Raw genomic sequence first — 25,453 nt, forward strand, 5'->3', positions numbered from 1 at the left:
GGTCACTCCTTCGGTTCGGTGATCGTCGCGTCGACCAGCTCGCGCACCGGCCGCCGGTCGAGGTCGAGGACGACCTCGACGAACCGCTCCAGCCGGTCGGCGGTCAGCGGTGTCTCGGCGGCCATCGCGCGCAGCCGGTCGGCGGTCTCGTGGCGGTCCCAGTCGAACGTGGAGGGGTCCGGGGCGTGCTCCGCGACGCGCGTCCCGTCCTCCCGGGTCTGGACGGTGATCCGGCAGGCGCCGCGCGGCAGGTCCGCCGGGACGACCCGGACGCGGCGGACCAGGTCCATCAGCGCGGGGTCGTCCCACCCGTACAGGTCGTCCAGCTCGATGCCGCCCTCGCGCAGCGCGACCGCGAGGCAGTAGGGCAGGCTCATCAGCGTCCCGCCGACGTCGCGGAACGGGCCGTGCGCGTCGACGCCCGGATAGGCGGCGTCGTCGGAGGGGAGTTCGACGACGGCCGCCACGACGTCGTCGGCTCCGATGCCGTGGCGGCGGGCGAGGCCGGTCAGCAGCGTGACCGGGATCTGGTTGATCGCGCAGACCGGATACGGCTTGTAGGTGACGCGCCGGAGCCGCCAGTCCTCGCCGAGCCGCAGGTCGGCGGGGGCGGGGACGGTGCCGGTGAAGGCGCGCAGGTGCCCGGCGGCGCCGTCGAGCGCGTCCGGCGCGCCGGTGACGCCCCGCGCGGCCAGCAGCGCCGCGACCATGCCGTTGCGGCTCGCCGCGCCGACCTGGTAGCGCCACTCCTGCGTGCCCGCGACCCACGTCTGGTTCGTCCCGCCGCCGAACGCGGCGGCGAGGCCGAGGGCGGAGACGGTCCGCCCGGCGGTCAGGCCCAGCAGCCGCGCCGACCCGGCCGCCGCCGCGAACGGCCCGTAGACGCTGCTCGCGCGGAACCCCCGCGCGGTCGAGACGTCGGCGCCGCCCTCCGCGATGACGGACGCGGCCTCGTACCCGGCGACCAGCGCGGTCAGCAGGTCGGCGCCGTGCAGCCCGGCGCGGTCGGCGAGCGCGAGCAGCGCGGGCAGCGTCGTCGCGCCGAGGTGCGTGGACACCGCGACCTGCGTGTCGTCCTGCGTCCGCGCGTGGACGAGCGCGCCGGTCGCGAGCGCGAACGCCTCCGCCGTCACCGGCGTGCCGTCCACCAGCAGCCGCGCGCCGCGCGCGCCGGCGCCGCAGCCGCCCTCCTCCTTCGCGTACGCGTACGCGGTCGCGGCGAGGCGGTGCCCGGCGAGGCCGACGCCGAGGTCGTGCAGGACCGTCACCTTCGCCTTCTCGACGAGGTCGGGCGGGATCGAGGACGGCTTCAGGTTCGCGGTGAAGTCGGCGACGCGTTCGGCGAGCGTCATCGGGGCGCCTCGCCCTCCGCCGCGACGCGGGCGATGACCTGGCCCACGACGACGTCGGCGTCCTTCTCCACGAGCAGCTCCACGATCGTCCCGCCGACCGGGCTGACGATCTCGGCCTGCGCCTTGTCGGTCTCCATCTCGGCGATGGGCTCGTCCTCGGCGACGCGGTCGCCGACGCTCTTCAGCCACTGGACGATCGTCGCCTCGTCCATGGTCGCGCCCCATTTCGGCACCACGATGTCCGTCATGCCCCGGTCCCTTCCGTCATATCGTCTTCAGGGCCGCCGACACGACGTCCTCGGCCCCGGGGTAGTAGGCGCGCTCCAGGTCGGGCGCGAACGGCACCGGCGCGAACGGCGGCATCACCTGCGCGGCCGGGGCGCGCAGCGACGCGAACCCGTCGGTGGCGGCGAGCCGGATCACCTCCGAGCCGACGCTGCACGGGCCCTGCGCGTCCTGGACGACGACGAGCCGTCCCGTCCGGCGCAGCGACTCCAGGATCAGCGGCTCGTCGAGCGGGCTCAGCGTCCGCAGGTCGAGCACCTCGGCGTCCACGCCGCGGTCGGCGAGGGCCTCGGCGGCCTCGACCGCGACCGCGACGGTGTCGCCCCAGCACACGAGCGTCACGTCGGTCCCCGGGCGGCGGACGAGCCCGGCGCCGATCGGCACCAGGTGGTCGGGATCGTCGGGAACCTCGCCGCGCCGCGTCCACAGCCCGAGGCTCTCGATGACGATGACCGGGTCGTCGTCCCGGATCGCGGCCTTGAGCAGGCCCTTCGCGTCGGCGGGCGTGCCGCCCCAGACGACCTTCAGCCCGGGGACGGCCGCGAGCCAGCCCTCCAGGCTCTGCGAGTGCTGCGGGCCCGACCCGCGGTGGCCGCCGCACAGCGTCCGGATCGTCAGCGGCACCGAGAACGCGCCGTCGGACATGTAGGACATCTTGGCGGCCTGGTTGACGAGCTGGTCCATCGCCAGCGTCATGAAGTCGAAGTACATGATCTCCGCGACCGGGCGCAGCCCCGCCATCGCCGCGCCCACCGCCATGCCGGTGAACGCGGCCTCGCTGATCGGGGTGTCGCGCACCCGCCACTCGCCGAACCTGTCCCGCAGGCCGCGCGTCGCCGCGAACGGGCCGCCGGGCACGCCGACGTCCTCGCCGAAGACGTGGACGGAGTCGTCCCGTTCGAGCTCCTCGTGCAGGGCCGCGTTCACCGCCCGCCAGTACTTCGTCGTGCTCATCGGGCGGCACCTCCGCTGTAGACGTGGGCGGACACCGACGCGGGCGCGGCGAGCGGCTCCGCCTCCGCCGCGCGGACCGCGTCGGCGATCTCGCGCTTCGCCTCGGCGTCGATCGCCGCGAGCTCGGACGCCGCGTCCGGCAGCGCCTCCGCGAGCCGTTTCAGCGGGTCGGCCGCCTTCCACTCCGCGACCTCGGCGTCCTCGCGGTACTGCTGCGGGTCGCCCTCGAAGTGGCCGTGCCAGCGGTAGGTCATGCACTCCAGCAGGGCGGGGCCGCCGCCCGCGCGCGCCCGCTCCACCGCCTCCCGCGCCGCGCTCCGGACGGCCAGCACGTCGTTGCCGTCCACCCGCGTGCCCGGGACGCCGTAGGGCGCGGCGTGGTCGGCGACACGCTCGGCCGCCAGGTGCACCGACACCGGCGTCAGCTCCGCGTACAGGTTGTTCTCGCAGACGAGCACCAGCGGCAGCCGCCACAGTGCCGCGAGGTTCAGCGACTCGTGGAACACGCCCTGCGCGACCGCGCCCTCGCCGAAGAACGCGACCGCGACGCCGCCGCGCCCCTTGCGCGCCGCCGCGAAGGCGCCGCCGAGCGCGATCGGGATGCCCGCGCCGACGATCGCGTTCGCGCCGAGGATCCCGGCCGCCGGGTCGGCGATGTGCATCGAGCCCGACCGCCCGCCGCAGTACCCGCTGGCGCGGCCGAGCAGCTCGGCCAGCATCGACACCGGCTCGCCGCCCTTGGCGAGGCAGTGCCCGTGCCCCCGGTGCGTGGTCGTGATGTGGTCGTCCCCGCGCAGGACGTCGCAGACGCCCGCCGCGACCGCCTCCTGCCCGATCGACACGTGCAGCGTTCCGGGCAGCCTCCCGGCCGCCATCAGCCGGGACGCGCCGATCTCGAACTGCCGGATCCGCGCCATCGTCCGGTAGAGGCGGAGAGCCGTTGCCGCGTTCATGGGCGGTCCTTTCCGGGTCGTCTCGGGAGTTCCAGGACGGCGGTGCCCGGCGCGCACAGCACCCCGTCGGCGTTGCGCTCCTCCAACTCGCACTCGACGATCCCGCCGCCCGACGCCTCCACCTGGCACGCGGTCACCACGCCTGTGCAGGTCAGCGTGTCGCCGGGGACGGCGATGCGCCGGTTGCGCCACCCGAACCGGCGCAGCCGCGCGCCCGGCCCGGCCCAGGCGAGCGCCGTCCGCACGAGGAAGCAGCCGTGCAGATGGGACTGGACGAGGACGTCCGGATACCCCTCGCGCGCCGCGTACTCGGTGTCGTAGTGGATCCGGTGGGCGTTCCAGGTCGCCGCGCTGAACCGGAAGAGCTGGATCCGGCCGGGCCGCATCGTGAGGGGGTCCAGCTTCGTGCCGGGTGCCACGTCCTCGAAGAAGCGCGTCGTCACAGCTCCGCCTCCGGACGCGCGATGAGGTTCTCCCGGGAGGTCGCGAGCGGCGCGCCCGACGCGTCGCGGTAGGCGCGCAGCAGCGTGACGACCAGGAACGGGCCCGAGCGGCCCTCCTTGAGCGCCACGTCCTCGATCGAGGTCTCCCGCACGATGTGCGTGCCGTCGCGGACCGGCGCGTGGAAGTCGATGTCCTGCCCGGCGCCCATCATCCGCAGGCCGGCGAGGGGGAGTTCGGCCATCTCGTCGTCGGTCGTGCCGTCGGGACGCAGCGCGTCCTGCGGCGGGCCCGCGTCCCAGCCGAGCACGCTGGTCGGGAACAGCGGCGGCGCGACCGCGCCCGGCAGCCCGGCGGCCCGCGCGGACGCGTCGTCGAAGTACACCGGGTCGGTCTCGCCCGCCGCGACCGCGAACCGCTGGAAGTCGCGGGCGGACACGCGCCCGAGGTCGTCGTGGCGGGACGTCCCGACCTGGGCCCGGACGCGCCGGTACACCTCGTCGAGGGTGCTCATCGCTCATCTCCCCCTGGAAGCCCGGCGAGCCGCAGCCGCAGCAGCTTCTTCTCGATCTTGCCGATGGACGTCTTCGGGAGTTCGGGGACGACATGGATCCGGGTGGGCACCTTGAAGGCCGCCAGGCGCGTGCGGCAGTGCGCGGCGATCTCCTCCGGCCCCGGTGCCTCGCCCGCCGCCGCGACGACGAACGCGACCACCTCCTCGTCGCGCACCGGGTCGCGCCCGGCGACGACCGCCGCCTCGGTGATCGCGGGATGGGCCAGCAGCGCGAACTCCACCTCGCTCGCCGACACGTTCTCCCCGGCTCGCTTGATGACGTCCTTGCGGCGGTCGAAGAAGTACACGTAGCCCTGCTCGTCGAGGTAGCCGTTGTCGCCGGTGTGCAGCCACCCGTCCCGGACGGCCGCCGCCGTGGCGTCCGGGTCCTTGAAGTAGCCCTTCATCAGCGTCCGGCCCGGGACCCCGGAGACGAGGATCTCGCCGACCACGCCCGCCGGGACGTCGCGCCCGTCCTCGTCCACGATCCGGATCCGGCGGTCGAAGTTGGGCAGCCCGATCGAGGGCCATCTGCGGTCGCCGAACACCGGCGACATCGTGACGACGGTCCCGCCCTCCGACAGCCCGTACCCGTTGATCAGCTCCACCCCGAACCGGCGCTCGAAGGCGTCCTTCTCCTCCTCGGTAACGTTGATCGCGTAGACGCAGCGGCGGATCCCGTGCTCGGCGTCGCGCCCGGTCGGCGGCTGCGCGAGCAGCGTCCGCGCCTGCATCGCGACCAGGCTCACCGCCGTCGCCCGGTGCCGCCGCACGGCCGGCCAGAAGCCGCTGGCGTGGTAGTCCTCCAGCAGGACGGCCGTGCCGCCGACGGTCAGCGCCGCCAGCAGCGTGATCTCCTGCGCGTTGATGTGGAACAGCGGCAGCGCGGTCAGCAGCCGGTCGCGCTCGTCCAGCGCGGCGCCGCGCGACACCCGCTCCCCGCCCCACAGGCAGTTCGCGTGCGTGATCATGACGGCCTTGGGGCGCGCGGTGGTGCCCGAGGTGAACAGCATCTCCACCACGTCCTCGGACCCGACGCCCTTGGACGGCGGGGCGGGCGGCGCGGCCAGCAGGTCGGCGAACGGCGTGAAACCGTCCGCGCCGCCGCGCGCGACGATCCGGTGCGCGACCCGGGGCGCCTCCGCGAAGAGCGGGACGTGGCCGGGTTCGGTGAGCACGCCGACGGCCTCGGAGTGCTCGATCAGGTAGGTCAGCTCGGCGGGGGAGTTGGCGGTGTTGGAGGGCACCATGACGGCGCCGAGCCAGGCCAGCCCGAACCAGGCGAACACGAACTCGGCGCTGTTGCGCAGGTGCAGGACGACCGCGTCGCCGCGTCCGACGCCGAGGGCCGCGAACCCGCCCGCCGCGCGGCGGACGGCGTCCAGCACCTCCGCGTAGGTGTACTCGGTGACGGTGCCCGCGCGGTCCTCCACGACCAGGCAGGCGCGGCCGGAGTGCCGCGCGTCCCGCTCGGTGAGCAGGTCGGCGAGGGTGCGGTTCCCGATCAGATCCATGCCGGCTCCCCCGCTCAGTCCCGCGAGGACAGGCCGAGCAGGTTGCGCGCGATCATCCAGCGGTGGATCTCGGAGGACCCGTGCCCGATCCGCCACACCCGCACCTGCCGGAAGAAGCTCTGGATCGGCAGCTCCTTGCTGTAGCCGAGGCCGCCGAACACCTGGAGGCAGCGGTCGGTGACGCGCTGGGCCATCTCGGTCGCGTACAGCTTGGCGATGAACGCCTCGTTGCGGATCGTGTGCCCCTCGTCCGCCATCCACGCGGCCCGGTACACCAGGTACCGCGCCGCCTCCAGCTCCACCGCGCTGTCGGCCAGCATCCACTGGACGCCCTGCCGGGTCGCGATCGGCTTGCCCCAGGTCACCCGCTCCTTGGCCCACTCGACGGCCATGTCGAGGCAGCGCTGGGCGATGCCGAGCTGGAACGCGGCGATCTTGAGTCGGCCGTGCGTGAGCTGCTCGGAGGCGAGCGCCCAGCCCCCGCCGACCGGGCCGAGCCGCGCCGAGTCGGGGACGACGCAGTCGGTGAACGACAGCTCGTAGGGCTCCCAGTCGTCGCCCATCGTCGGGATCGGACGCGACACCTCGAAGCCCGGCGTGCCCATGTCGACCAAAAAGCAGGTGATGCCGCGCGACCCCGCCTCGGGATCGGTGCTGGCGAACAGGATGCAGAAGTCGGCGCGGTCGACCTCGGAGATGAAGATCTTCGTCCCGTTGATGACCCAGTCGCCGCCGTCGCGCACCGCCGTCGTGGTGATCCGGGCGAAGTCCGAGCCCGTGCCCGGCTCGGTGAAGGCGTAGCAGCTGCGGCGCTCGCCTTCGATGACCGGATGGAGGTAGCGCTTCTTCTGCTCCTCGTCCGCCTGGTAGAGGACGGGCTCGGGGCTGCCGCCGAACTCGAACATCCCCGGGTGCTTGTACAGCTCCTCGACGACCAGGCAGGTCGCGAGCGTGCCCATGCCCTGGCCGCCGTACTCCTCCGGCACGTCCAGCGCCCAGAGCCCCTGGGATCTGGCACGTTCCTGGAGGTCGCGGCGCTCCTGCGGGGTGAACCTCCCCTCGGTCAGGAACCTCTGCTCCAGCGGCATCAGCTCCCGCTCGCGGAAGCGCCGCACGGAGTCGACGAACATGCTGAGCTCGGCCGGGATGCTGAAGTCCATTCGTCGTCACCCTCCCGCTATCGACCGACTAGTCGGTCGGTTTCGACTTTTACACGGCCGCGGATCGCTGTCAACGCTCATCGGCCCGTCACGCCGGCGTGCTCGTCAGGGGCGCCGACCAGCGCGACCCGGTTGCCGAACACCTCGATGCCGTTCGCCATGTCGTGGTGGGCGCGCCCGATCTCGTGGAAGGGGACGACCTCCCCCAGCGACGGGTCGATCCGCCCCTCCCTGACCAGGTCGTTGTAGGCGCGGGCCTGGTCGTCGTTGGTCCCGTGCGAGCCCTGGAGCCGCTTCTGCATGACCCACTGGTAGCGGAGGTCGACGGTCGCCGAGTACCCGGACGTCCCGGCGCAGATGACGACCATGCCGCCCGGCGCGCACAGGAACACGCTGGTGGGGATCGTCGCCTCGCCCGGGTGCTCGAACACGATGCGCGGGCTGCGCCGTCCGGCGATCTCCGAGAGCGCCTGCCGGAACCGGCGCGCCTCCTTCATCCACGCGCCGTAGCCCGGCGCGTCGTCCCAGTGGGGCGGCACGCCCCAGTGCGAGAAACCGCCCCGGTTCAGGTAGCCGATCGCGCCGAGGCGGGTCGCGTACTCGCCGCGCCGGTCGTCGGAGACCACGGCGACCGCGTCCGCGCCGTGCGCGACCGCGAGCTGGATCGCCTGGGTGCCGAGCCCGCCCGAGCCGCCCCACACGAGGACGAGGTCGCCGGGGCGCAGGCGGTGCCCGTCCCAGCCGAACAGCATGCGGTAGGCGGTCGTTCCGACCAGCGTCGGCGCGGCGGCCTCCGCCCAGGTCAGATGCGGTGCCTTGGGCAGGATCTGGTGCTCCTGGGCCAGGCAGAACTGCGCGAACGACCCGAAGTTGGTGTTGTACCCCCAGATCTTGGCGCTCGGGGCGAGCATGGGGTCGTCGCCGTCCTTCACCCACGCGTCGTCCGGGTCCCAGTGGCCGGGGTGGACGACGATGCGGTCGCCCGGCGAGACCGACTCCACGCCCTCGCCCACCGCGTGGACGATGCCGGACGCGTCGCTGCCGCCGATGTGGAAGTCCCACGGCTCGCCCTTGCGCCGCCGGTCGGCGATCACGTCGATCGGCGTGCCGCGCGCCGCCCACACGTTGTTGAAGTTGATGCCCGCCGCCATCACCGCGACCAGCACCTCGCCGGGCCCCGGCTCGGGCACCGGAACCTCCTCGATCTCGAAGGCGGTCAGCGGGTCGCCGAACCGGCCCTGCCGGACGACCTGCGCGAACATGCGTCCCGGACGGGTGCCGGGGGGCGGCACCTCGCCGATCGGAATCCTCGCATCAATGGACAACAATCGCTCCTGCCGTTTCGAGGGCTCGGCTTCTGGGAGTTCATCGCCTGCTCGGGACGCGCCGCCCGACGCTTTCTCGGCGACCGCCTAATTTGGATGGAACTACGCGCCGAGGCGCAATGTCAATCCCTGGTCGCGGAGGGTTGACGGCCCTGCTATGGCGAGGTAGCTTCAAGTCATCCGACCGGTCGGTCGGGCCACGGCCGAGCGCTGATACACCGCGCCCACCTGCGTCGACACCTCGCCCTCCGCAGCTCATCTCCAGGCAGATCCGGCGGTTTCCGCCGCCCGGACCGCCATTGTCCTCCACCCCCCTCTGAGCGCCGATCAATCGACGGGCGTCCTGTCGAGAATGCGCATCGACGTTTTCTCCTGCCCTTTTGGCGGAGTGTGGAATTTTCAGCCCGAATTCTCAGGAGGACCGATGGCCGGCGACCGATACCACAGCCTGACGGCGGCGGAGCTGGTGGCCGCCTACGCCGCCGGGACGATCTCCCCGGTGGAGGCGACGACCGAGGCGCTGGAGGCGATCCGGCGGCACGACGGCGACTGCAACGCCTACGCCCTCGTGGACGCCGAGAGCGCGCTGGCCGGCGCCCGCGCCGCCGAGCGGCGCTGGCGGGCCGGCGCCCCGGCGAGCCCGATCGACGGCGTGCCGATGTCGATCAAGGACCTGTTCCTCACCCGCGGCTGGCCGACGCTGCGCGGCTCGCGGTGCGTCGACCCGGACCAGCCCTGGGACGTCGACAGCCCCGCCGCCGCCCGGCTGCGCGAGGCCGGGCCGGTCCTGCTCGGCAAGACCACCACGCCCGAGATGGGGTGGAAGGGCGTCTGCGACAACCCGCTGACCGGCGTGACCCGCAACCCCTGGGACACGACCCGCACCACGGGCGGCTCCAGCGGCGGCAGCGCGGCGGCGGTCGCGTCCGGCATGGGCGCGCTGTCGGTCGGCACCGACGGCGGCGGCTCGGTCCGCATCCCGGCGTCCTTCTGCGGCGTCGTCGGCCTGAAACCCACCCACGGCCGCGTCCCGCAGTACCCGCTGAGCGCGCTCGCGGTCCTCGCGCACGCCGGGCCGATGGCGCGCACCGTCGAGGACGCCGCGCTCCTGCTGGACGTGCTCGCGGGCCCCGACCCCCGCGACCCGTTCGCGCTCGGCCCCCTCGCGACCCCCTACACCGACACGCTCGGCCGCGACGTCGCCGGCGTCACCGCCGCCTTCTCCCCGGACCTCGGCTACGCGCGGGTCGACCCCGAGGTCGCCGCCGCCGTCGCGTCCGCCGCGCGGGCCCTCCAGGACGCCGGGGTCCGCGTCGAGCAGGCCGACCCGGGCTTCCCCGACCCCTACGACGCGTTCGACATCCTGTGGTGCGCCGGGGCGGCGAAGTGGCGCGACGTCCTCGGCGACGGCGCCGGCGTCGACCCCGGCCTGCGCGCCGTGATCGAGCGCGGGCTCACCTGCTCGGCCGCCGACTACCTGGCGGCGGAGGTGGAGCGGGTGGCGCTCGGCGTCCGCATGGGCGAGTTCCACACCCGCCACGACGTGCTGATCACCCCGACCGTCCCGATCCCCGCGTTCGAGGCCGGGCACGACGTCCCGCCGGGCAGCGGGCTGAGCGACTGGCCGCGCTGGACGCCGTTCACCTACCCGTTCAACATGACCCACCAGCCCGCGATCACCGTGCCGGTCGCCCGCACGTCCGGGGGGCTGCCGATCGGCCTCCAGATCGTCGGCCCCCGGCACGCGGACGCGCTGGTGCTCGCGGTGGCGCGGGCGGTGGAGCGGGTGCACCCGATGGCGGACCCGCCCGCCGCCCGCGCCGCGGCGCCCGCCCCGGCGTCCTGAGGGCGGGCGGTGCCGCGGTCAGCGCAGCCTGTCGGCGAACGCGGCCAACTCGTCGAGGGCGCGCAGCGACTCGCTCTCGGACGTGGTCGGATGCTCGAACGCGATCCGCTCCACGCCCGCCTCGGCGAGCCCCGCGACCGCCTCGGCGTCGGGCCCAAGCCCGGCCAGCGTGATCGGGACGTCCGGACGGCCCCGCTCGGCCAGCCGCGCGGAGAACCGGCGGATCTCCTCGGGCGTGGTCGCGGCGCGCGGGAGCCAGCCGTCCCCGAACCGGGCGATCCGGTCCAGCGCGGCGTCGCTCTCCCCGCCGACGTAGATCGGCGGGTGCGGGCGGCGCTCCGGCTTCGGCCACAGGTGGATCGGGTCGAAGTCGACGTGCTCGCCGTGGAACTCCGCCTCGTCCTGCGTCCACATCGCCTTGATCGCGGCGAGCCGCTCGTTCAGCAGCGCGCCCCGGGTGCGCGGGTCGGTGCCGTGGTTGCGCATCTCCTCGCGGTTCCAGCCGGAGCCGACCCCGAGGATCACCCGCCCGCCGGACAGGACGTCGAGGGTCGCGACCTCCTTGGCCGTGTGGATCGGGTCGCGCTGGGCGAGCAGCGCGACGGCGGTGCCGAGCAGCAGCGTGGAGGTCACCGCCGACGCCGCCGCGAGCGCGGGGAAGGGCGCGAGCGTGCGGTAGTAGGCGTCCGGCAGTTCGGCGCGCCCCTGCCAGAGCGTCTCGCGGCGGACGGGAATATGCGAGTGCTCGGCGATGAACAGGGAGTCGAAGCCGCGTTCCTCCGCCGCGCGGGCCAATACCTCGGGCCGGATGCTCGCGGCCGTCAAAAGCGTGTAGATGCCGAACTTCATGGGTTCTCCGAGACTTGTCGTCGTCCTGCTGACTTTCCGGCGAGACGCCAGGCGAATCGCCGGGGATGGCATCGCCGATTTCCGTGTCCGGGCGACTTCGATCTTAGGTGGACGCGGCGCGGAGCGGCAACGCGGCAGCCCGGAGAAAACGCCAGCTCAAGGGTTGACACCCCCTGTCCCGGCTGCAATCGTATTCATACGACCGACCGGTCGGTCGTCAACTCGGAGGCGCGGTGGCGCCACCGCTCAAAAGGCGGGCGACCACCGCGGATCCGGAACCGGTGGCCGCACCACAGCCGCCGTCGTGGGCGACCGGAAGCCGTCGTCGTGGGCACAGTCGCCGGCCGCCCGGCGCCCCTGCGGCACCGGCGGCCCTCCCAGCGCTGCCCGGGGGACTCAGCGCATACGTAGGCCGACACGCGAAACGCGCCGCCCGGATCGCTGGAATTCCGGGTGATCACGCTTTCCGCGCGTATGGCAGGTGGGCGCGAGACCGTCGCGAGGCGGTCCGCCACGTCGCTGAAAGGAAACGCGGATGGTCCCTGGAAAGAAACCCCCGCAGGACGCATCCAAAAAGAGCACGCTGAAGATCGCCGCCGCGGCGCTGGCCGCGTCGAGCATCGAGAACTACGACTTCTTCATTTACGGGACCGCCGCCGCGCTGGTCTTCCCGGACCTGTTCTTTCCCGGTCAGAGCCCGCTCGCCGGGGCGCTGCTGTCGTTCTCCACGTTCGCGATCGGGTTCATCGCCCGGCCGGTGGGCGCGGTGATCTTCGGTCATCTCGGCGACGTGCACGGACGCAAGCGCTCCCTCGTCATGGTGCTGCTGACGATGGGCCTCGGCACCACGCTCATCGGCGTGCTGCCCACCTACGACGCGATCGGGCCGGGGGCGCCGCTGCTGCTGGTGCTGCTGCGGCTCGTCCAGGGGATCGCGCTCGGCGGCCAGACCGGCGGGGTGATCCTGCTGGCGATGGAGAGCGCGCCGCCGCGCCGCCGCGGCTTCTACTCCAGCTTCGCGCTCGCGGGCGGGCCCGCGGGCATCCTGGTCGGCAACTTCGCGTTCCTGATCGCCGACGGGATCACCGACTCCGACTCCTTCGACGCCTGGGGGTGGCGGCTGCCGTTCCTCGCGAGCGTGGCGCTGCTCGGCCTGACGATCTACATCCAGCTCCGGATCGAGGAGACCAAGGCGTTCAAGCGCCTCCAGCGCGCCGCGGCGGCGGAGAGCGGGGAGGAGGCCGGGCCCTTCGTCAAGCCCAAGCCGGAGCCCGTACCAGAGCCTGTGCCGGTGGTCGTGCCGGAGGGACGCGCCGCGCGGGCCGCGCGCTCGCCCGTCCTGGAGGCGCTGCGCCGCTACCCGAGGCGGATCGTCCTCATCGGCGGCGCCTACATCGGTATCAACGTGACCTACTACCTGTTCATGACCTTCGCCGTCGCCTACGGCACCAACGACGACATCCTCGACATGCCGAAGAGCCGGATGCTGCTGGGCGTGCTGTGCGGGGCGGCGGTCCAACTCGTCATGCTGCCGGTCGCGGGCGCGCTGTCGGACCGCTTCGGCCGCAGGGGGATGCTGACGGTCGGGTCGGCGCTGGTCGGGGTCTGGGCGTTCGTGTTCTGGCCGCTGCTCAACACAGAGTCGCCGGTCGTCATCGTGATCGCGTTCGTCGTCGGGCTCGGCCTGCTGCACACCACCATGTACGCGCCGCAGGGCGCCTTCTTCGCCGAGACGTTCCCGACCGAGACGCGCTATTCGGCGATGTCGCTGAGCATCCAGGTCGCCTCGGTGGTCGGCGGGGCGCTGGCGCCGCTGATCGCGACGTCCCTGTACGCGTGGACGGATTCATGGCTCGCCATCGCCGCCTACATGGCGGGCGTCTGCCTCATCACCGTCGTGTCGGTACTGCTGCTGCCGGAAACCTACCGGATCGATGTCGAGGAGACGGCCGCCGCGCGGCCCGCCGAAGCCGATGAGGCGGGCACGGTCACCAGCATTTGATCACGCCGCCCGGTGTGCCCGGCCCGGCCCCGCAATCGGCCGGCCGGGCAGGCCGGGCCGGCGGTCGCAATGGATTAGGGGCGCAGGCCGCGGTAGGCGTAGTCCCAGAAAGCGTCGGCGATCTCCTCGTGCGAGAACTTCCCGTCGGAGTGGTACCACTGGTAGGCCCAGTTGCTCATCCCGAATATCGCGAGGCTGAACAGCTTGGTGTCGACGTCGCGGAACGTTCCGTCGGCGATTCCGCCGCGGACGGCCTCCTCCACCATGGCCTCGTAGCGGGTGCGTTTCTCGGTGGCGACGGCGAGGTCGGCGTCGGGCAGCTCGCGGTGGTTCTCGAAGAAGACCCGGCACTGGCCGCGCCTGGTCGCGATGTTCTCCAGGAAGTCGTGGATGACGCCGCGCAGCAGCTCGACCGGCTCGGCGCCGCGCTCGACACGTGCGCGGTGCGCGGCGGTCAGGCCGTCGATAAGCTCCTCGTGCATGTACCACAGCAGTTCCGACTTGCTGCGGAAGTAGTGGTACAGAGTGGGCTTTCCGATTCCGACCGCGGCGGCGATGTCGTCCATCGAGGCGCCCGCGTAACCCAGTTTCTCGAAGAGGTCGGCGGCGGTCGCGATGATCTCCGCGCGGCGCTCGTCCTTGGACATCTGGCGCCGCCTCGACCGCCGCTCCGAATCCGCTTCCGCCATCGGTGTTCACTCCGCATCGCTGGGAAATACCAAGGGTCGAGCCGACCGCGAGAGCCGGACGCACGCCCCCGCCGGATCGCTCGATCCCAAAGTATACCAGGATGTTCACAAATAGCTTACCGCTGTGCCTGAACGCCGGTCGGATTACGTGTCGGAAAGTGGTCGCACGCGCACTTATCAATGCGAACTCGGCCGCAATAGCGGGCGCGCGGCGCGGCCTGTCGCGCCGCTTGTGCCCACCCGCCGGACAGACGCGGTCCGCGTAGTATGTTGATCTTGTCGCGGATGTCGCTGCCCTCCCCCCTTCGACGAGGAGTGACCATGACCGGCAATTCCTCCCCGGTGCTGCTCCTGCACGGTTTCTGGTTCGGTTCCTGGTGCTGGAGCGAGGTCGCCGGGCACGTGGCGGGCACCGGGCGCGCGGTGCTGGCGGTCGACATGGCGGGGCACGGCCTCCGCGCCCGGTGGCCCGCCTGCCTCAGCAGGCGCCCGTTCGACCCGGCGGCGCTGCCCGTCGAGAGGTCGCCGGTCGCGGACGTCGGCGTCGAGCAGGCGGGCGACCTGCTGGTCTCGCAGATCCGGCGGCTCGGCGACGGACGCCCGGTCACGGTCGTCGCGCACAGCATGGGCGGCCCGGCGCTGACCTGGGCGGCGCAGCGGGCCCCCGAACTCGTGGCGCACGCGGTGTACCTGGCCGCCTTCATGCCCGCCTCGGGCGTCCCGGCGAACGACTACTCCGTCCTGCCCGAGAACGCCGAGACGCTCGTCGCGCCCTCGCTCCAGGGCGACCCGAACGTGATCGGGGCGCTCCGGCTCGACCTCGCCTCGGCCGACCCCGACTACCGCCGCATGCTCAGGCGGGCGTTCTTCGACGACATCGGCGAGGCCGAGGCCGAGGCCGCGATCGGGCTGATGACGCCCGACTCGTCCACGGCGCTCGGCGCGACGGGCATCGAGTTGACCCGCGACGCCTGGGGGTCGGTGCCCCGCACCTACGTCACCTGCGCGCGGGACCGGGCGCTCTGCCCGCCGTGCCAGCACAGGTTCATCGCCGAGGCCGACGCCGCCTACCCGGAGAACCCGACGGGCGTCGTGGCGCTCGACTCGTCCCACTCGCCGTTCCTGTCCATGCCGTCGAGGGTCGCCGAGATCATCGCGGACCTGCCGTGACGTCCCCGCCGGACGGTTCGGCGGCGCGGGCGATGCCCCGGCACATCCCGCCGAAGATCCGGTCGTGGAACGGCCGGAACGCCCACCAGTAGGCGTGCCCGGCGAGGCCGCGCGGGTGGAACAGCGCCCGCTGGGCGAGCCGCGCGCGGCCGCCCTCGTCCTCGACGCGCAGCTCCAGCCAGGCCAGGCCCGGCACCCGCATCTCGGCGCGCAGCCGCAGCAGCCGTCCGGGCTCGATCGCCTCCACCCGCCAGAAGTCGACGGTCTCCCCGACCCGCAGCCGGCGCGGGTCCCGGCGCCCGCGCCGCAGGCCGACGCCGCCGACCAGCCGGTCCAGCAGGCCCCGGACGCGCCAGGCCAGCGGGAAGGAGTACCAGCCCCGCTCGCCGCCGATGCCCTCGACCACGTCCCACAGGCGCTGCGCGGGGGCGGCGGCGCGGCAGGTCCGCTCGTCGGTGTAGAGGCTGCCGCCCGCCCAGTCGGGGTCGGTGGGCAGCGGGTCGCTGGGCGCGCCCGGGACGCTCGCCGACGACCAGCGCGTCGCGACGTCGGCCTCCCGGACGCGGCGCAGCGCCAGCTCCACCGACCGCTCGAAGCCGGTCGCGCCGCCCGGCGGCGGTGGGACGTACCGGTCGATGTCGTCGTCCGCGCACACCACCTCGTTGCGCAGCGACTCCACCAGCGGGCGCGCGAGCCCGCCGGGCACGGGCGTGATCGTGCCCACCCACAGGCTTGACAGCCACGGGCTGAGCAGCGGGACCGGCACGATCACGCGCGGCCTGAGCCCGGCGACGGCGGCGTAGCGGCGCATCATGTCAAGGTAGGTCAGCACGTCCGGGCCGCCGATGTCGAAGCCCCGGCTCACCTCGGCGGGCAGGTCCGCGGCGGCCACGAGGTAGCGCAGGACGTCCCGGATCGCGATCGGCTGGATGCGGGTGTGCACCCATTTCGGGGTGACCATCACCGGCAGCCGCTCGGTGAGGTAGCGCAGCATCTCGAACGACGCCGAGCCCGAACCGATGATGACGGCGGCGCGCAGCCACGCCGTCGGCACGCCGCTGTCGAGCAGGATCTCGCCGACCTCGGCGCGCGACCTGAGGTGCGGCGACAGGTCGCGGCCGCCCTCGCCCGGGGCCATGCCGCCGAGGTAGACCAGCCGTCCGATGCCCGCCCGGCGGGACGCGTCGGCGAACGTCCTCGCGGCGCGGCGGTCGTTCTCGGCGAAGCCGCCCGCGCCGCCGATCGCGTGGATCAGGTAGTAGGCGACGTCCGCCCCGTCCAGGGCCCGCGCGGTCGAGTCGGGGTCGGTGGCGTCGGCCTCCACGACCTCCACCCGGTCCGCCCAGGGGTGGTCGCGCAGCCGTCCGGCCGAGCGCGCCATGCAGCGCACCCGGTGGCCGGCGTCCAGCAGCTCGGGCACGAGCCTGCCGCCGATGTAGCCGGTGGCCCCCGTGACCAGGCACAGCTTGCTCTCCGTCTCGCTCATCCGTCCTCCCCGGGCGTCCTGTACCCCGAGATGGGCGGGGGATAGTCGAGCGCGCTTCTGCGGTCGTCGGGCAGGGTCCAGGGGTGGTGGACGTGCCGGGCGTCCAGCTCCGCGAGCTCGGGCAGGTAGCGGCGGACGTAGTCGCCGCCGCGGTCGAACCGGGCGGCCTGCCGGAGCGGGTTCATCACCTGGCCCGGACGCGTGTTGTTCCCCGTTCCGGCGACCCACTGCCAGTTCCCGGCGTTGTCGGCGACGTCGCCGTCGGTCAGCCAGGCGTCGAAGTGGCGCAGGCCCTCGCGCCAGTCGATGTTCAGGTTCCGGGTGAGGAACGACGCCGTGACCAGGCGCGCGCGGTTGTGCATGAAGCCCTCGCGGCGGAGCTGGCGCATGCCCGCGTCCACGATCGGGATGCCCGTCGTGCCCTCGCGCCAGGCGGCCAGGGCGTCCTCGTCGCGGTTCCAGGAGCCCCGGCGCGGCCGGTAGTCGCGCCGCGCGAGCCCGGGGAAGGCGGCCGCGACCTGGTGGTGGAAGTCGCGCCAGGCGAGCTGGCGCCGGAAGCCCTCCCGTCCGCCGCCCCGGGACGCCCGCTCCAGCTCCAGCGGGGAGACGCAGCCGAACTTCAGGTAGGCGCTGAGCCGCGAGGTGCGGTCGGCGGCCAGGTCGTCGTGGATCCGGTCGTACTCGTCGGCCGTTTCACGCAGCCACGCCCTCATCCGCGCCCGTCCCGCGCGCTCGCCGCCCGGCGCCGGATCGGGGGAGCGCGGGCCGGACACCAGCTCGGCGCCCGTGGGGAGCGGCCCGGCGTCCAGGCCGTCCGGGAGCCGGACCGCTTTCGGCTCGGGTGCCTCCGGGCGGCGGCGCGCCGCGTCCCACACGCGCCAGTACGGGGTGAACACCCGGTAGTGGTCGCCGTTCGCCGGGGTCAGCGCGCCCGGCGGGACGACCGTCACGCCCGGGTGCGCCGTCACCGCGAGGTCCAGTTCCCGCAGCGCGGCGAGCCGCCGGGTCCCGTAGGCGGACCGCTCGTCGGCGAGGTGCAGCGCGTCCGCGCCGGCCTCGCGGGAGAGCCGCGCGACCTCGGCGGCCGGATCGCCGCGCCGGACGAGCAGGTCGCCGCCCGCCGCCCGGAGCGACGCGCGCAGGTCGGCGAGGCTCTCCAGCAGGAACCGGACGCGGTTCGGCACGGTGAGGATCGCGTCGTCGAGGACGAACAGCGGGACGACCCGGTCCGCCCGGCACGCGGCGGCCAGCGCCGGGTTGTCGCGGACGCGCAGGTCGCGGGTGAACAGCAGGATCGAGGTACTCATCACCTGGACTTCGTGGCGGCACCCGCGACCGGATGCGTCCGCGCGCCGGATGGTCGGCGGCGCTCCCGTACGCCCCCCGTGCGCCTCCGATCGCGAATCGCGGGCGCCCGGCCGTCTCCAGGCGACCGGCCGGGCGCGTTTCAGCGGGCGCGTAATCGTTGTTCGAGCCGGGAGGAATCAGTAAACGATTTCGCAGTTGACCGTGTAGGCGGATCCGTCGCCGCCGACGCAGGTGTCGACTCCGGGGCCGCCGTCGATGATGTCGTTTCCGGCGCCGCCGTCGATGAAGTCGTTCCCGTCGCCGCCCCAGAGGTTGTCGTTGCCGTCCTCGCCCTTCAGCCGGTCGTCGCCGTCGTTGCCGATCAGGTTGTCGGTCCCGGCGTTGCCGTTCAGGAAGTCGCCCGCGGTGCCGCCGAGCAGGGTGTCGGCGCCCGTCCCGCCGCGCGCCGCGATCGAGCCGGACGGCTGGGCGAGGTAGGAGCCGATCCAGTCGTCGCCGTTGTCCCCGCAGGTCACCGCGTCCGAGGGGAACGGGCCGTCGGTGACCTGGTCGAGGAAGATCCGGTCGTCCCCGGCCTGCGCGGAGACGACGTTGCCGTTCACGACCCAGATGTTGTCGGCGCCGGCCCCGGCGGGGACGGTCGCCGTCATGTCCTTGCCGGTCCGCTCGTCCAGGCAGGTCGTGGAGGTGGCCGAGGCGGGGCCCGCCGACAGCGCGGGGGTGAGGGCCGCGCCGAACAGGGTCAGGGTCGCGGCGATCGCCTTGATGCGCATCTGTCCAATCTCCCTTCGGCGTCGGGCCTTCGCCGGCGCCGCCTCCAATTCGCACTTTCGGCGCCCGCCTCAACAAGCGTGGTGACCGGCTGAGGACAATGGACAATGATCAATGCCGAATGGATTAGGAACTGTCACAAGCGGCGGGCGGCGACTCACGCGGAATGCGAAGTCCCCGCGCGCGGTCGGACGCGTGCGGACGGTGAGGACCCCCGAGGCGGCTACCGTCTATGGGGAATCGACGTCCGCCGCGAAGGGGTGAGGCCGGTGCCGCGCAGACCGCTCGGGCAACTGGAGGCGGAGGTCCTCGCGGCGCTGGCCGGGCTCGGCGGCTCGGCACGGACGGCGGAGCTGGTCGAGCGCCTCGACGGCGAGCCCGCCTACACCACGGTCAACACGATCCTGCACCGGCTGCACGAGAAGCGGCTCGTCACCCGGACCCGGGCCGGGCGGCACTACCGCTACCGGCTCGCCATCGACGAGTCCGAGCTGGTGGCGGGCCGCATGCGCGAGCACCTGCGGCTGGCGAGCGATCCCGGGACCGTGCTGAGCCGGTTCGTGAGCACGCTCAGCGACGAGGAGGCGCGCCAGCTGCGCGCGTTCCTCGAAGGCGCCGCCATCGAAGAGGGCGCCGTCACCGAGGGGCGGGGTGAGCGGGGGTGAGCTGGTTCACCTTCCTGCCGCTCGCCGTCATGCTGGCGCTGAGCGCCGTGCTCGGCCGGGTGCCGGTGCCGCTGCACCCGTCGTGGTCGGCGCGGCTGCTGGCCACGACCGGCGCGATGACGGCGGTCGCCGCGCTCGGCACCGGGGTGTTCGTGGCGATCAACTACGGGGCGACGCTGACACCGTCCGCCGCCGCGCACGTCCCCGAGTGGGCGCTGTTCGGCGACGACCGCCCGGTGCCCGACGTGGTGGGCCTCCCGGCGGCGCTGCTGACGGCCGCCGGGCTGCTCGTCGCCGGACGGGCCGCCCTGCGCTGGGCCCGCGAGCTGCGCGCGGCGAGGTCGCGGGCGCGGGCGCCGCTGGAGACCGAGGTGCCGATCGCGGTCGCGGTCCCCGGCCGGCACGGGGGAGTGCTGCTGTCGCGCGGGCTGCTGCGGCGGCTGGCCTCCGACGAGCTGCACGTGGTGTTCCAGCACGAGACCTCGCACCTGCGGCACCGCCACCACCGCTACCTGGCCTCCGGCGCGCTGGCCCGCGCGCTCCTGCCCGCGCTGCGCCCGCTGGACCGGCGGCTGCGCCTGGCCGTGGAGCGCTGGGCGGACGAGGACGCCGCCGAGGCCGTCGGCGACCGCGCGTTCGTCGCCCGCACGATCGCCAAGGTCGCCCTCGCCCATCCGCCCGCCGCTCCCGGCCCCGCCGCCGCTCCCGGCCCCGCCGCCGCTCCCGGCCCCGGCCCCGCCGCCGCGTTCGCCGAGTCGGGCGTCATCGAGCGCGTCGAGGCGCTGCTCGACGCGCCGCCCGCCAAGAATTCCGTCACCGGACCGCTGCTGTTCATGGGCAACGGCGTCGTCACCAGCACGCTGACCGCCGCGACGCTCCAACTCGACCACGCCGTCGCGTCCGGCCTGCTGGCGCTGCTCGCGCTCCGCTGACGGGCCGGTTCAGAGTTCGAACTCGGCCGGGTCCAGGCCGACCGCGAAGCACGCCTCGCGGACCACGGCCTTCTCGCTCTCGTCGAAGTGGCCGTCCGCGCCGCCGATGATGATGCCGATCTGGATGACGGCGCGCGCCTCGGCGGGCTTCTTCTTGGTCTTGCCGATGTCCTGGAGGACCCCGACCTTCCCGAAGGCGAAGTCGGCCGTCAGCTTGGCGACGTAGTCGTTGAAGCGCCGCTGCAGGTCGTCGGCGGGGAAGTTCTGGAGCACCTCGTTGGAGGCGATGAGCGAGGCGGTCCGCTGCCGCTCGGACGGGTCGACGCTCCCGTCCGCCGCCGCCACGAGCGCGCACATCGCCATGCTCGCGTCCCGGAACGCCCCGCTCTTCAGTTCGTTCTTCTTGCTGAGGAGCTGCGTCTGCATGGTCTGTGTGGACTCGCGCAGCTTGTCCCAGAAAGGCATTGGTTCCTCCGGTCGTCGTCGGTCACCCCCGACCCTAGCCGACCTGCTACATCTGTAGCAGAAGCCCCGGACGCCGCCCACCGGCGCCTGGATCGCTCCCCGCGACCGTCTCCGGCCACCCGGCTGTACGGCGCGGAGCCGGGCGCGCACACTCGGGGCCGTCCCCGTCCGGCCGTTCGCCGGAGGCACGCGGAGTACCCCGGCGGCCCGTCCAGAACTGGAAACGCCATGCGCTCCCACGCCTTCAGGAGGCTCGGCCCGACGGCCGCCGTCGCCCTGGCCTCCCTCGCCGTCCTGTCATCCCCGCCCGCCTTCGCCGACGCGGCCCGCCCGGACCCGCAACTGCCCCGGTGCTCGATCCTGACGAACGTGCCGCAGGGCTTCCGCAAGATCGCCGACACCTACTTCACCTGCGAACTCTGCTTCAGGGACGGCGACTACGGCCTCGCCCACGGAAGCTGGACCGACTACCGCTGCAAGCTGTACTGGGCCGGCTTGGACGTCTTCGCCGCCCTGTACGTCTACCCCTGAGAACCCGGGCCGGGAAGGCCGGGTTCGCGTCACCCGTCACAGTTCGGAAAGACGTTCGACTGTAGGGTCTGGTCCGGTGTGTGCAATCGTCCATACCCTTTTCATGACGTGGCTGGTATCACCACCGAAGGCGGGGGATTTTTGCCACCATTGGCCGGGGAACGGGCAAACACATTGGAGTGATCATTGCTGTTCGTGGACGGCGTCCTCTCCCCGGCCGACCTCGCCGACCAACGGGTGGCCGATGTGCTCTACGCCGCCACCGACCGGGCGGGCGCGCGGGTCCGCACCGGCGACCTGCTCCACGCCGCGATCGACGCCGCCGACCAGGGCCTGCGTTCGATGCTCGCCCGCGCCTTGCAGGACGGCGCCTACCTTCGTGACCTGCAAGAAAGCATTCAGGCATACAATCCCGGCTCCGCCGGCGGTGGCGGTTTCGGCGGTCACCGCGAGGATTTCTCCGCCGAGGCCCTCGTCGCGCTCGACGCCTTCGTGGAACGGCTGGCGTCCTTCCCGCCGGCGGGCGACCACGCGAAGCGGCTCGGGCTGGAGTTGTTCGTCGCGTGCGTCCTGGCCCACCTCGACGCCGACGACCGCCTGTACCTGACGTTCCTGGACGCCGAGCGGGCCGCCGCCGCCCTCTTCGAGCAGGTCCGCGTCGCGGTCGAGCCGCTCCCGCCGCTGCTGGACGAGGCGTCCGGCCGGGTCCGCTCCGAGGAGTTCACCGAGGCGGCGTGGGCGGCGCTGGAGCAGTCCGGGGAGCAGGCCGCCGACCTCGGCTACGACCGCGTGCTGCCGCCGCACCTGCTGCTCGCCCTGCTCGCCGAGACCGAGGGCCCGGCCGAGCACCTCATGCGGTTGCAGGTGCCGCCGCAGCTCGGCCTGGCGAAGGTCGCCTCGTCGCTCGCCGACGCCTTCCGCATCGCGCAGCGCAAACGCGGCGCGCCCCCGCTCGCGCCGACCCGCGAGTCGTTCGGGCCGCCGCTGCTCGACCTGCTGGGGCGCGCGCAGCGCAGCGCGGCCGTCTGGGATTCGGAGCGCATCGACACCCCCCACCTGCTCGACGCCCTGCTGGCCGACCCGCCCGCCCGGCTCGTGTCGGTGTTCCAGGCACCGCCGCTGAAGCTGAGCCTCGACCAGCTGCGCGCCCACCTCGACGAGGAGCTGCGGGAGGCCGGCGGCGCCGCGTCCCGCGAGAACGCGTTCCGGCTGCCCGCCGGCGCGGCGCCCTCGCAGGACCTGACCTGGCTCGCCCGCACCGAGGGCATCACGCCCGCCCTGCACCTCGACGGGTACGTGGAGCTGCTGAGCAAGGCCCTGCACCGCGTCACCGCGCCGCACGTCGTCATCACCGGCCTGCCCGGCGTGGGGACGACGACGCTGCTGCGGGAGCTGGCCCGGCGCGCCGCCGAGGGCGAGATCCCCTTCCTCGCGCGCAAGCGCTTCGTGCACGTCGACTGCGGCGACCTCGCCCCGGCCGACAGCGGGGAGGCGCTGACGCAGATCATCGACCACATCGCCGGGCGCACCGACGTGATCGTCTGCGCCGACGGGCTCGGCTCGCTGATCCGCGGGAAGGCCGGCACCGACCACCGGCTGACGCTCCGCAGCGCCCTGAAGCAGGGGCGCCTCCACCTCGTCGGCGTGATGTCGGCGCACGAGTTCGACGACCTGATCGGCTCCGACCGCACGCTGCGGGAGCTGGTCTCCCGGGTCGACATGGACGAGCCCGGCCAGGCCGAGGCGCAGGACATGGCCGCCAGCGCGGCGCGCGGGCTCGCGGCCGAGTTCGGCGTCGAGGTGGACGGGCGCGCGGTCGCCGACGCCGTCGCGCTGTCCGCCGACTTCATCCTCAACGAGCGGCAGCCGTCCAAGGCGATCCGCGTCCTGCGCCGCGCCTGCGACGACCTCCACTACCGCCGCACCCAGGCGGGGAGCGCGGACGCGCGGGTGGACACCGCCGACATCGTCGCCGTCGTCGCGGAGATCTCCGGGGTGCCCGCCGAGCAGATCTCGGGCACCGGCGGCGCGCGGATCGACTTCGAGCGCTCGCTCGGCGAGGTCGTCGTCGGGCAGGAGGAGGCGGTGCGGGTCGTCGCGAGCGAGCTGCGCCGGATCAAGCTGGGGCTGACCGGCGTCGGCGGGCGGCCCGCCTCGGTGATGCTGTTCGCGGGCCTCACCGGCGTCGGCAAGACCGAGCTGGCGAAGGCGGTCGCGCGGTTCTACTCCGCGTCCAAGCGGCTGCACACCTATCCGATGGAGAACTACGCCGAGCCGCACAGCATCTCGGGCATCATCGGCGCGCCGCCCGGCTACCACGGCCACGACCAGGGCGGCCGGCTCATCAACGACCTCAACTCCGACCCGTACTGCGTGTTCCTGCTGGACGAGGGGGAGAAGGCGCACCCCGAGGTGTGGCGGCCGTTCCTCAACCTGTTCGACGAGGGCTGGATCATCGACCAGCGCGGCGTCAAGGCGTTCGGCGACCGCGCCATCTTCATCATCACCTCCAACGCCGGGCACGAGACGATCGCGCGGCTGAGCGCGCAGGGGCGCTCGCAGGAGGAGATCACCGAGGCCGTCCGCCGCGACCTGCTGAACGTCCGCGACCGGACGCGCCAGGCGGTGTTCGCGCCGGAGTTCCTCGGCCGGCTGCGGCAGATCGTCGTGTTCCGCCCGCTGGACCGCGCCGCCATGACCGGGATCGCCCGGAAGCTGTTCGACGAGCAGCGCGCGTACTGGGGGCGGCGCGGCAAGGAGCTCGTGGTGCCGGACGCGCTCGTCGAGCACGTCGCCGACCGCAGCCACGAGGCCAACGAGCGCTCCGGGGGCACCGAGGGCGGCCGGATCGTCGCCAAGACGATCTCCCGGCTGGTGGAGGACGAGATCACCCGGACCATCGAGCGGCGGCAGGCGGAGTTCGAGAAGGGCGCGCGGATCGAGCTGGCGTTCCGGCCGGGCGCCGTCCCGCCCGTCGGCGTCGCCTTCGGCGGAGCCCCCGCATGACCGGCGGCGAGGCCGATGACCGCGAGCTGAAGGGCCTGCTCGGCCGGGTGATCGACGGACGCTACGAGCTGCGCGAGTTCATCGGCGGCGGCGCGTTCGGGGCCGTGTTCCGGGCGCAGCAGCGGCTGCTCGGCGTGCCCGTCCGGCAGGTCGCGGTGAAGCTGTCGCGCCGGGGCGGGCTGACCGAGGAGATCGCCCGCGACCAGTTCGCCGACGCGCTGCTGCTGGCGGGCGCGCTGGAGGAGATGACGGACGCGCAGGCGCGCGACCACCTGGTCGCGGTCTATGACGCCGGGGTCGCGCTGGAGGCGGGCCGCCGGGGGTTCCTCGTCATGGAGCACGTCCGGGGGCGGACGCTCGGGGAGGAGTTCGCCGCGTTCGGCGCCGGCGTGCCCGCCGCGTCGCTCATCCGGTGGGGACGCCAGATCTGCCTCGCGCTGCGAGGGCTGCACGGGCTCGTACCGGCGCTGCTGCACCGCGACCTGAAGCCCGACAACGTCCTGGTCGACGGGCTCACCGGCCGGGCGCGCGTCGTCGACTTCGGGCTGGCCGCCCGGCTGATCGAGCGCGGCCACGCGCCCGGCGCGGCGGGAGCGCTCCACTACATGGCGCCGGAGACGCTGAAGGGGGAGAGCGTCCCCGCGTCCGACCTGTACGCGGTCGGGATCATCCTCTACGAGGGGCTCACCGGCAAGCACCCCTACGGGCACCTCCACCCGCCGGACCGCGTCCCGGTCGCGCTGCACGGCGACTGGCTCCAGGAGGCGCGGCTCACCTGCGTGGTGCCCCCGCCGTCGGCGCTGAACTACACGGTCGGCCCGTCCCTGGACGACCTCGTGCTGCGCTGCCTCGACCCCGACCCGAGGCGCCGGTTCGCCTCGGCGGGCGAACTGCTGCGGGCGCTGGACGGGGCCGAGCGTCCCGCCGCCCCGCGCGCCAGCACGCCCGCCCAGCGGGTGGCCCGGCTGCTGGAGCAGGCCGACGCGCAGCTCGCCTCGGGGGAGGGCGGGGCCGCCGTCAGGTCGTGCCTGGACGCGTGGGAGGTCGTCGAGCGGCATCCGGCGGCGCTGCGCAGCCGCCGCGAGCGCGCCGACCTCGCCGCGCGGACGGCCCGCGCCTACGAACTCGACGGCAACGGCTTCCAGGCCGCGCGCTTCCGGCGGCGCCGCGACGCCGAGCTGAACGGGGGGCGCTGA

General features: G+C 73.6%; 23 protein-coding genes. 8 read left to right on the plus strand and 15 right to left on the minus strand.

From position 1 onward, the window contains the following. Positions 1-2 precede the first annotated feature (2 nt). The 9 genes from KLI87_RS07315 to ccrA form a co-directional block, all read right to left on the minus strand. A complete protein-coding gene (locus KLI87_RS07315) occupies positions 3-1,352 on the minus strand; it encodes an MmgE/PrpD family protein (protein ID WP_214616308.1) in 1,350 nt (449 codons plus the stop codon). Then, positions 1,349-1,600, minus strand: a complete 252-nt coding sequence (locus tag KLI87_RS07320; RefSeq protein WP_156214216.1) for a biotin/lipoyl-containing protein — start codon at positions 1,598-1,600, stop codon at positions 1,349-1,351. Before KLI87_RS07320 ends, KLI87_RS07315 begins: the two co-directional genes overlap by 4 nt. 16 nt (positions 1,601-1,616) lie before the next feature. Then, positions 1,617-2,591: an alpha-ketoacid dehydrogenase subunit beta gene (locus KLI87_RS07325; protein WP_173390593.1), complete on the minus strand. Its 975-nt coding sequence runs from the start codon at positions 2,589-2,591 to the stop codon at positions 1,617-1,619. Next, positions 2,588-3,544 carry a thiamine pyrophosphate-dependent dehydrogenase E1 component subunit alpha gene (locus KLI87_RS07330; protein ID WP_173390592.1) on the minus strand — a complete coding sequence of 319 codons (957 nt, stop codon included), beginning with the start codon at positions 3,542-3,544 and terminating at the stop codon, positions 2,588-2,590. Before KLI87_RS07330 ends, KLI87_RS07325 begins: the two co-directional genes overlap by 4 nt. Continuing rightward, entirely contained in the window at positions 3,541-3,987 is a 447-nt protein-coding gene (locus tag KLI87_RS07335; RefSeq protein ID WP_214616309.1) for a MaoC family dehydratase N-terminal domain-containing protein, read from the minus strand. The genes KLI87_RS07330 and KLI87_RS07335 overlap by 4 nt, the downstream gene beginning before the upstream one ends. After that, a complete protein-coding gene (locus KLI87_RS07340) occupies positions 3,984-4,499 on the minus strand; it encodes a MaoC family dehydratase N-terminal domain-containing protein (protein ID WP_214616310.1) in 516 nt (171 codons plus the stop codon). The genes KLI87_RS07335 and KLI87_RS07340 overlap by 4 nt, the downstream gene beginning before the upstream one ends. Beyond that, the gene (locus KLI87_RS07345; RefSeq protein WP_156214214.1) at positions 4,496-6,052 is read right to left on the minus strand and encodes an AMP-binding protein; all 1,557 of its coding nucleotides are present in this window, start codon (positions 6,050-6,052) and stop codon (positions 4,496-4,498) included. Before KLI87_RS07345 ends, KLI87_RS07340 begins: the two co-directional genes overlap by 4 nt. A gap of 14 nt (positions 6,053-6,066) precedes the next feature. After that, a complete protein-coding gene (locus KLI87_RS07350; protein ID WP_156214213.1) occupies positions 6,067-7,212 on the minus strand; it encodes an acyl-CoA dehydrogenase family protein in 1,146 nt (381 codons plus the stop codon). 77 nt (positions 7,213-7,289) lie between these two features. Next, the gene (gene ccrA / locus KLI87_RS07355; RefSeq protein ID WP_214616311.1) at positions 7,290-8,537 is read right to left on the minus strand and encodes a crotonyl-CoA carboxylase/reductase; all 1,248 of its coding nucleotides are present in this window, start codon (positions 8,535-8,537) and stop codon (positions 7,290-7,292) included. Between the two features lie 424 nt (positions 8,538-8,961). Between ccrA and KLI87_RS07360 the strand changes: the two genes are divergently transcribed. Further along, positions 8,962-10,383 (plus strand): amidase, encoded by a 1,422-nt coding sequence (locus tag KLI87_RS07360; protein ID WP_214616312.1) that lies wholly within the window; start codon positions 8,962-8,964, stop codon positions 10,381-10,383. Positions 10,384-10,401: 18 nt separating this feature from the next. On the opposite strand, the gene KLI87_RS07365 is transcribed toward KLI87_RS07360, so the two are convergent. After that, complete coding sequence (locus KLI87_RS07365; RefSeq protein WP_156214211.1) at positions 10,402-11,232, minus strand: LLM class F420-dependent oxidoreductase; 831 nt, start codon at positions 11,230-11,232, stop codon at positions 10,402-10,404. Positions 11,233-11,767: 535 nt separating this feature from the next. On the opposite strand from KLI87_RS07365, the gene KLI87_RS07370 reads away from it, so the two are divergent. Further along, a complete protein-coding gene (locus tag KLI87_RS07370) occupies positions 11,768-13,234 on the plus strand; it encodes an MFS transporter (protein WP_214616313.1) in 1,467 nt (488 codons plus the stop codon). Between the two features lie 74 nt (positions 13,235-13,308). Here the strand turns inward: KLI87_RS07370 and KLI87_RS07375 are convergent, their stop codons facing one another. Further along, entirely contained in the window at positions 13,309-13,923 is a 615-nt protein-coding gene (locus tag KLI87_RS07375) for a TetR/AcrR family transcriptional regulator (protein WP_156214209.1), read from the minus strand. 321 nt (positions 13,924-14,244) lie between these two features. Between KLI87_RS07375 and KLI87_RS07380 the strand changes: the two genes are divergently transcribed. Further along, a complete protein-coding gene (locus KLI87_RS07380; protein ID WP_214616314.1) occupies positions 14,245-15,093 on the plus strand; it encodes an alpha/beta fold hydrolase in 849 nt (282 codons plus the stop codon). On the opposite strand, the gene KLI87_RS07385 is transcribed toward KLI87_RS07380, so the two are convergent. The 3 genes from KLI87_RS07385 to KLI87_RS07395 form a co-directional block, all read right to left on the minus strand. Further along, entirely contained in the window at positions 15,074-16,579 is a 1,506-nt protein-coding gene (locus tag KLI87_RS07385) for an SDR family oxidoreductase (RefSeq protein ID WP_156214207.1), read from the minus strand. The genes KLI87_RS07380 and KLI87_RS07385 overlap by 20 nt on opposite strands. Then, positions 16,576-17,886 carry a deoxyribodipyrimidine photo-lyase gene (locus tag KLI87_RS07390; protein WP_214616315.1) on the minus strand — a complete coding sequence of 437 codons (1,311 nt, stop codon included), beginning with the start codon at positions 17,884-17,886 and terminating at the stop codon, positions 16,576-16,578. The genes KLI87_RS07385 and KLI87_RS07390 overlap by 4 nt, the downstream gene beginning before the upstream one ends. A gap of 177 nt (positions 17,887-18,063) precedes the next feature. Further along, entirely contained in the window at positions 18,064-18,660 is a 597-nt protein-coding gene (locus tag KLI87_RS07395; protein WP_214616316.1) for a calcium-binding protein, read from the minus strand. Positions 18,661-18,927: 267 nt separating this feature from the next. Here KLI87_RS07395 and KLI87_RS07400 point away from each other — a divergent pair, with 267 nt between their 5' ends. Both KLI87_RS07400 and KLI87_RS07405 read left to right on the plus strand, forming a co-directional pair. Further along, positions 18,928-19,323, plus strand: a complete 396-nt coding sequence (locus KLI87_RS07400) for a BlaI/MecI/CopY family transcriptional regulator (protein WP_214616317.1) — start codon at positions 18,928-18,930, stop codon at positions 19,321-19,323. After that, the gene (locus tag KLI87_RS07405) at positions 19,320-20,255 is read left to right on the plus strand and encodes a M48 family metalloprotease (RefSeq protein ID WP_214616318.1); all 936 of its coding nucleotides are present in this window, start codon (positions 19,320-19,322) and stop codon (positions 20,253-20,255) included. The genes KLI87_RS07400 and KLI87_RS07405 overlap by 4 nt, the downstream gene beginning before the upstream one ends. A gap of 9 nt (positions 20,256-20,264) precedes the next feature. Here KLI87_RS07405 and KLI87_RS07410 read toward each other — a convergent pair whose 3' ends face one another. Continuing rightward, a complete protein-coding gene (locus KLI87_RS07410) occupies positions 20,265-20,720 on the minus strand; it encodes a tellurite resistance TerB family protein (protein ID WP_214616319.1) in 456 nt (151 codons plus the stop codon). A 228-nt stretch (positions 20,721-20,948) separates the two neighbouring features. Between KLI87_RS07410 and KLI87_RS07415 the strand changes: the two genes are divergently transcribed. The 3 genes from KLI87_RS07415 to KLI87_RS07425 all read left to right on the plus strand — a co-directional run bounded on the left by KLI87_RS07415 (position 20,949) and on the right by KLI87_RS07425 (position 25,453). Further along, the gene (locus KLI87_RS07415; RefSeq protein ID WP_214616320.1) at positions 20,949-21,251 is read left to right on the plus strand and encodes a hypothetical protein; all 303 of its coding nucleotides are present in this window, start codon (positions 20,949-20,951) and stop codon (positions 21,249-21,251) included. 195 nt (positions 21,252-21,446) lie between these two features. Further along, positions 21,447-24,257: an AAA family ATPase gene (locus tag KLI87_RS07420; RefSeq protein ID WP_308165917.1), complete on the plus strand. Its 2,811-nt coding sequence runs from the start codon at positions 21,447-21,449 to the stop codon at positions 24,255-24,257. Beyond that, the gene (locus KLI87_RS07425) at positions 24,254-25,453 is read left to right on the plus strand and encodes a serine/threonine-protein kinase (protein WP_214616322.1); all 1,200 of its coding nucleotides are present in this window, start codon (positions 24,254-24,256) and stop codon (positions 25,451-25,453) included. Before KLI87_RS07420 ends, KLI87_RS07425 begins: the two co-directional genes overlap by 4 nt.

The sequence above is a fragment of the Actinomadura sp. NEAU-AAG7 genome, assembly GCF_018603865.1.
Classification (GTDB): Bacteria; Actinomycetota; Actinomycetes; order Streptosporangiales; family Streptosporangiaceae; genus Spirillospora; species Spirillospora litoris.

Excerpts from the sequence above, each read along its gene's own strand:
- KLI87_RS07315 (WP_214616308.1), bottom strand. The coding sequence starts at position 1,352 with ATGACGCTCGCCGAACGCGTCGCCGACTTCACCGCGAACCTGAAGCCG.
- KLI87_RS07320 (WP_156214216.1), bottom strand. The coding sequence starts at position 1,600 with ATGACGGACATCGTGGTGCCGAAATGGGGCGCGACCATGGACGAGGCG.
- KLI87_RS07325 (WP_173390593.1), bottom strand. The coding sequence starts at position 2,591 with ATGAGCACGACGAAGTACTGGCGGGCGGTGAACGCGGCCCTGCACGAG.
- KLI87_RS07330 (WP_173390592.1), bottom strand. The coding sequence starts at position 3,544 with ATGAACGCGGCAACGGCTCTCCGCCTCTACCGGACGATGGCGCGGATC.
- KLI87_RS07340 (WP_214616310.1), bottom strand. The coding sequence starts at position 4,499 with ATGAGCACCCTCGACGAGGTGTACCGGCGCGTCCGGGCCCAGGTCGGG.
- KLI87_RS07345 (WP_156214214.1), bottom strand. The coding sequence starts at position 6,052 with ATGGATCTGATCGGGAACCGCACCCTCGCCGACCTGCTCACCGAGCGG.
- KLI87_RS07350 (WP_156214213.1), bottom strand. The coding sequence starts at position 7,212 with ATGGACTTCAGCATCCCGGCCGAGCTCAGCATGTTCGTCGACTCCGTG.
- KLI87_RS07360 (WP_214616312.1), top strand. The coding sequence starts at position 8,962 with ATGGCCGGCGACCGATACCACAGCCTGACGGCGGCGGAGCTGGTGGCC.
- KLI87_RS07365 (WP_156214211.1), bottom strand. The coding sequence starts at position 11,232 with ATGAAGTTCGGCATCTACACGCTTTTGACGGCCGCGAGCATCCGGCCC.
- KLI87_RS07370 (WP_214616313.1), top strand. The coding sequence starts at position 11,768 with ATGGTCCCTGGAAAGAAACCCCCGCAGGACGCATCCAAAAAGAGCACG.
- KLI87_RS07375 (WP_156214209.1), bottom strand. The coding sequence starts at position 13,923 with ATGGCGGAAGCGGATTCGGAGCGGCGGTCGAGGCGGCGCCAGATGTCC.
- KLI87_RS07380 (WP_214616314.1), top strand. The coding sequence starts at position 14,245 with ATGACCGGCAATTCCTCCCCGGTGCTGCTCCTGCACGGTTTCTGGTTC.
- KLI87_RS07385 (WP_156214207.1), bottom strand. The coding sequence starts at position 16,579 with ATGAGCGAGACGGAGAGCAAGCTGTGCCTGGTCACGGGGGCCACCGGC.
- KLI87_RS07390 (WP_214616315.1), bottom strand. The coding sequence starts at position 17,886 with ATGAGTACCTCGATCCTGCTGTTCACCCGCGACCTGCGCGTCCGCGAC.
- KLI87_RS07395 (WP_214616316.1), bottom strand. The coding sequence starts at position 18,660 with ATGCGCATCAAGGCGATCGCCGCGACCCTGACCCTGTTCGGCGCGGCC.
- KLI87_RS07410 (WP_214616319.1), bottom strand. The coding sequence starts at position 20,720 with ATGCCTTTCTGGGACAAGCTGCGCGAGTCCACACAGACCATGCAGACG.
- KLI87_RS07415 (WP_214616320.1), top strand. The coding sequence starts at position 20,949 with ATGCGCTCCCACGCCTTCAGGAGGCTCGGCCCGACGGCCGCCGTCGCC.
- KLI87_RS07425 (WP_214616322.1), top strand. The coding sequence starts at position 24,254 with ATGACCGGCGGCGAGGCCGATGACCGCGAGCTGAAGGGCCTGCTCGGC.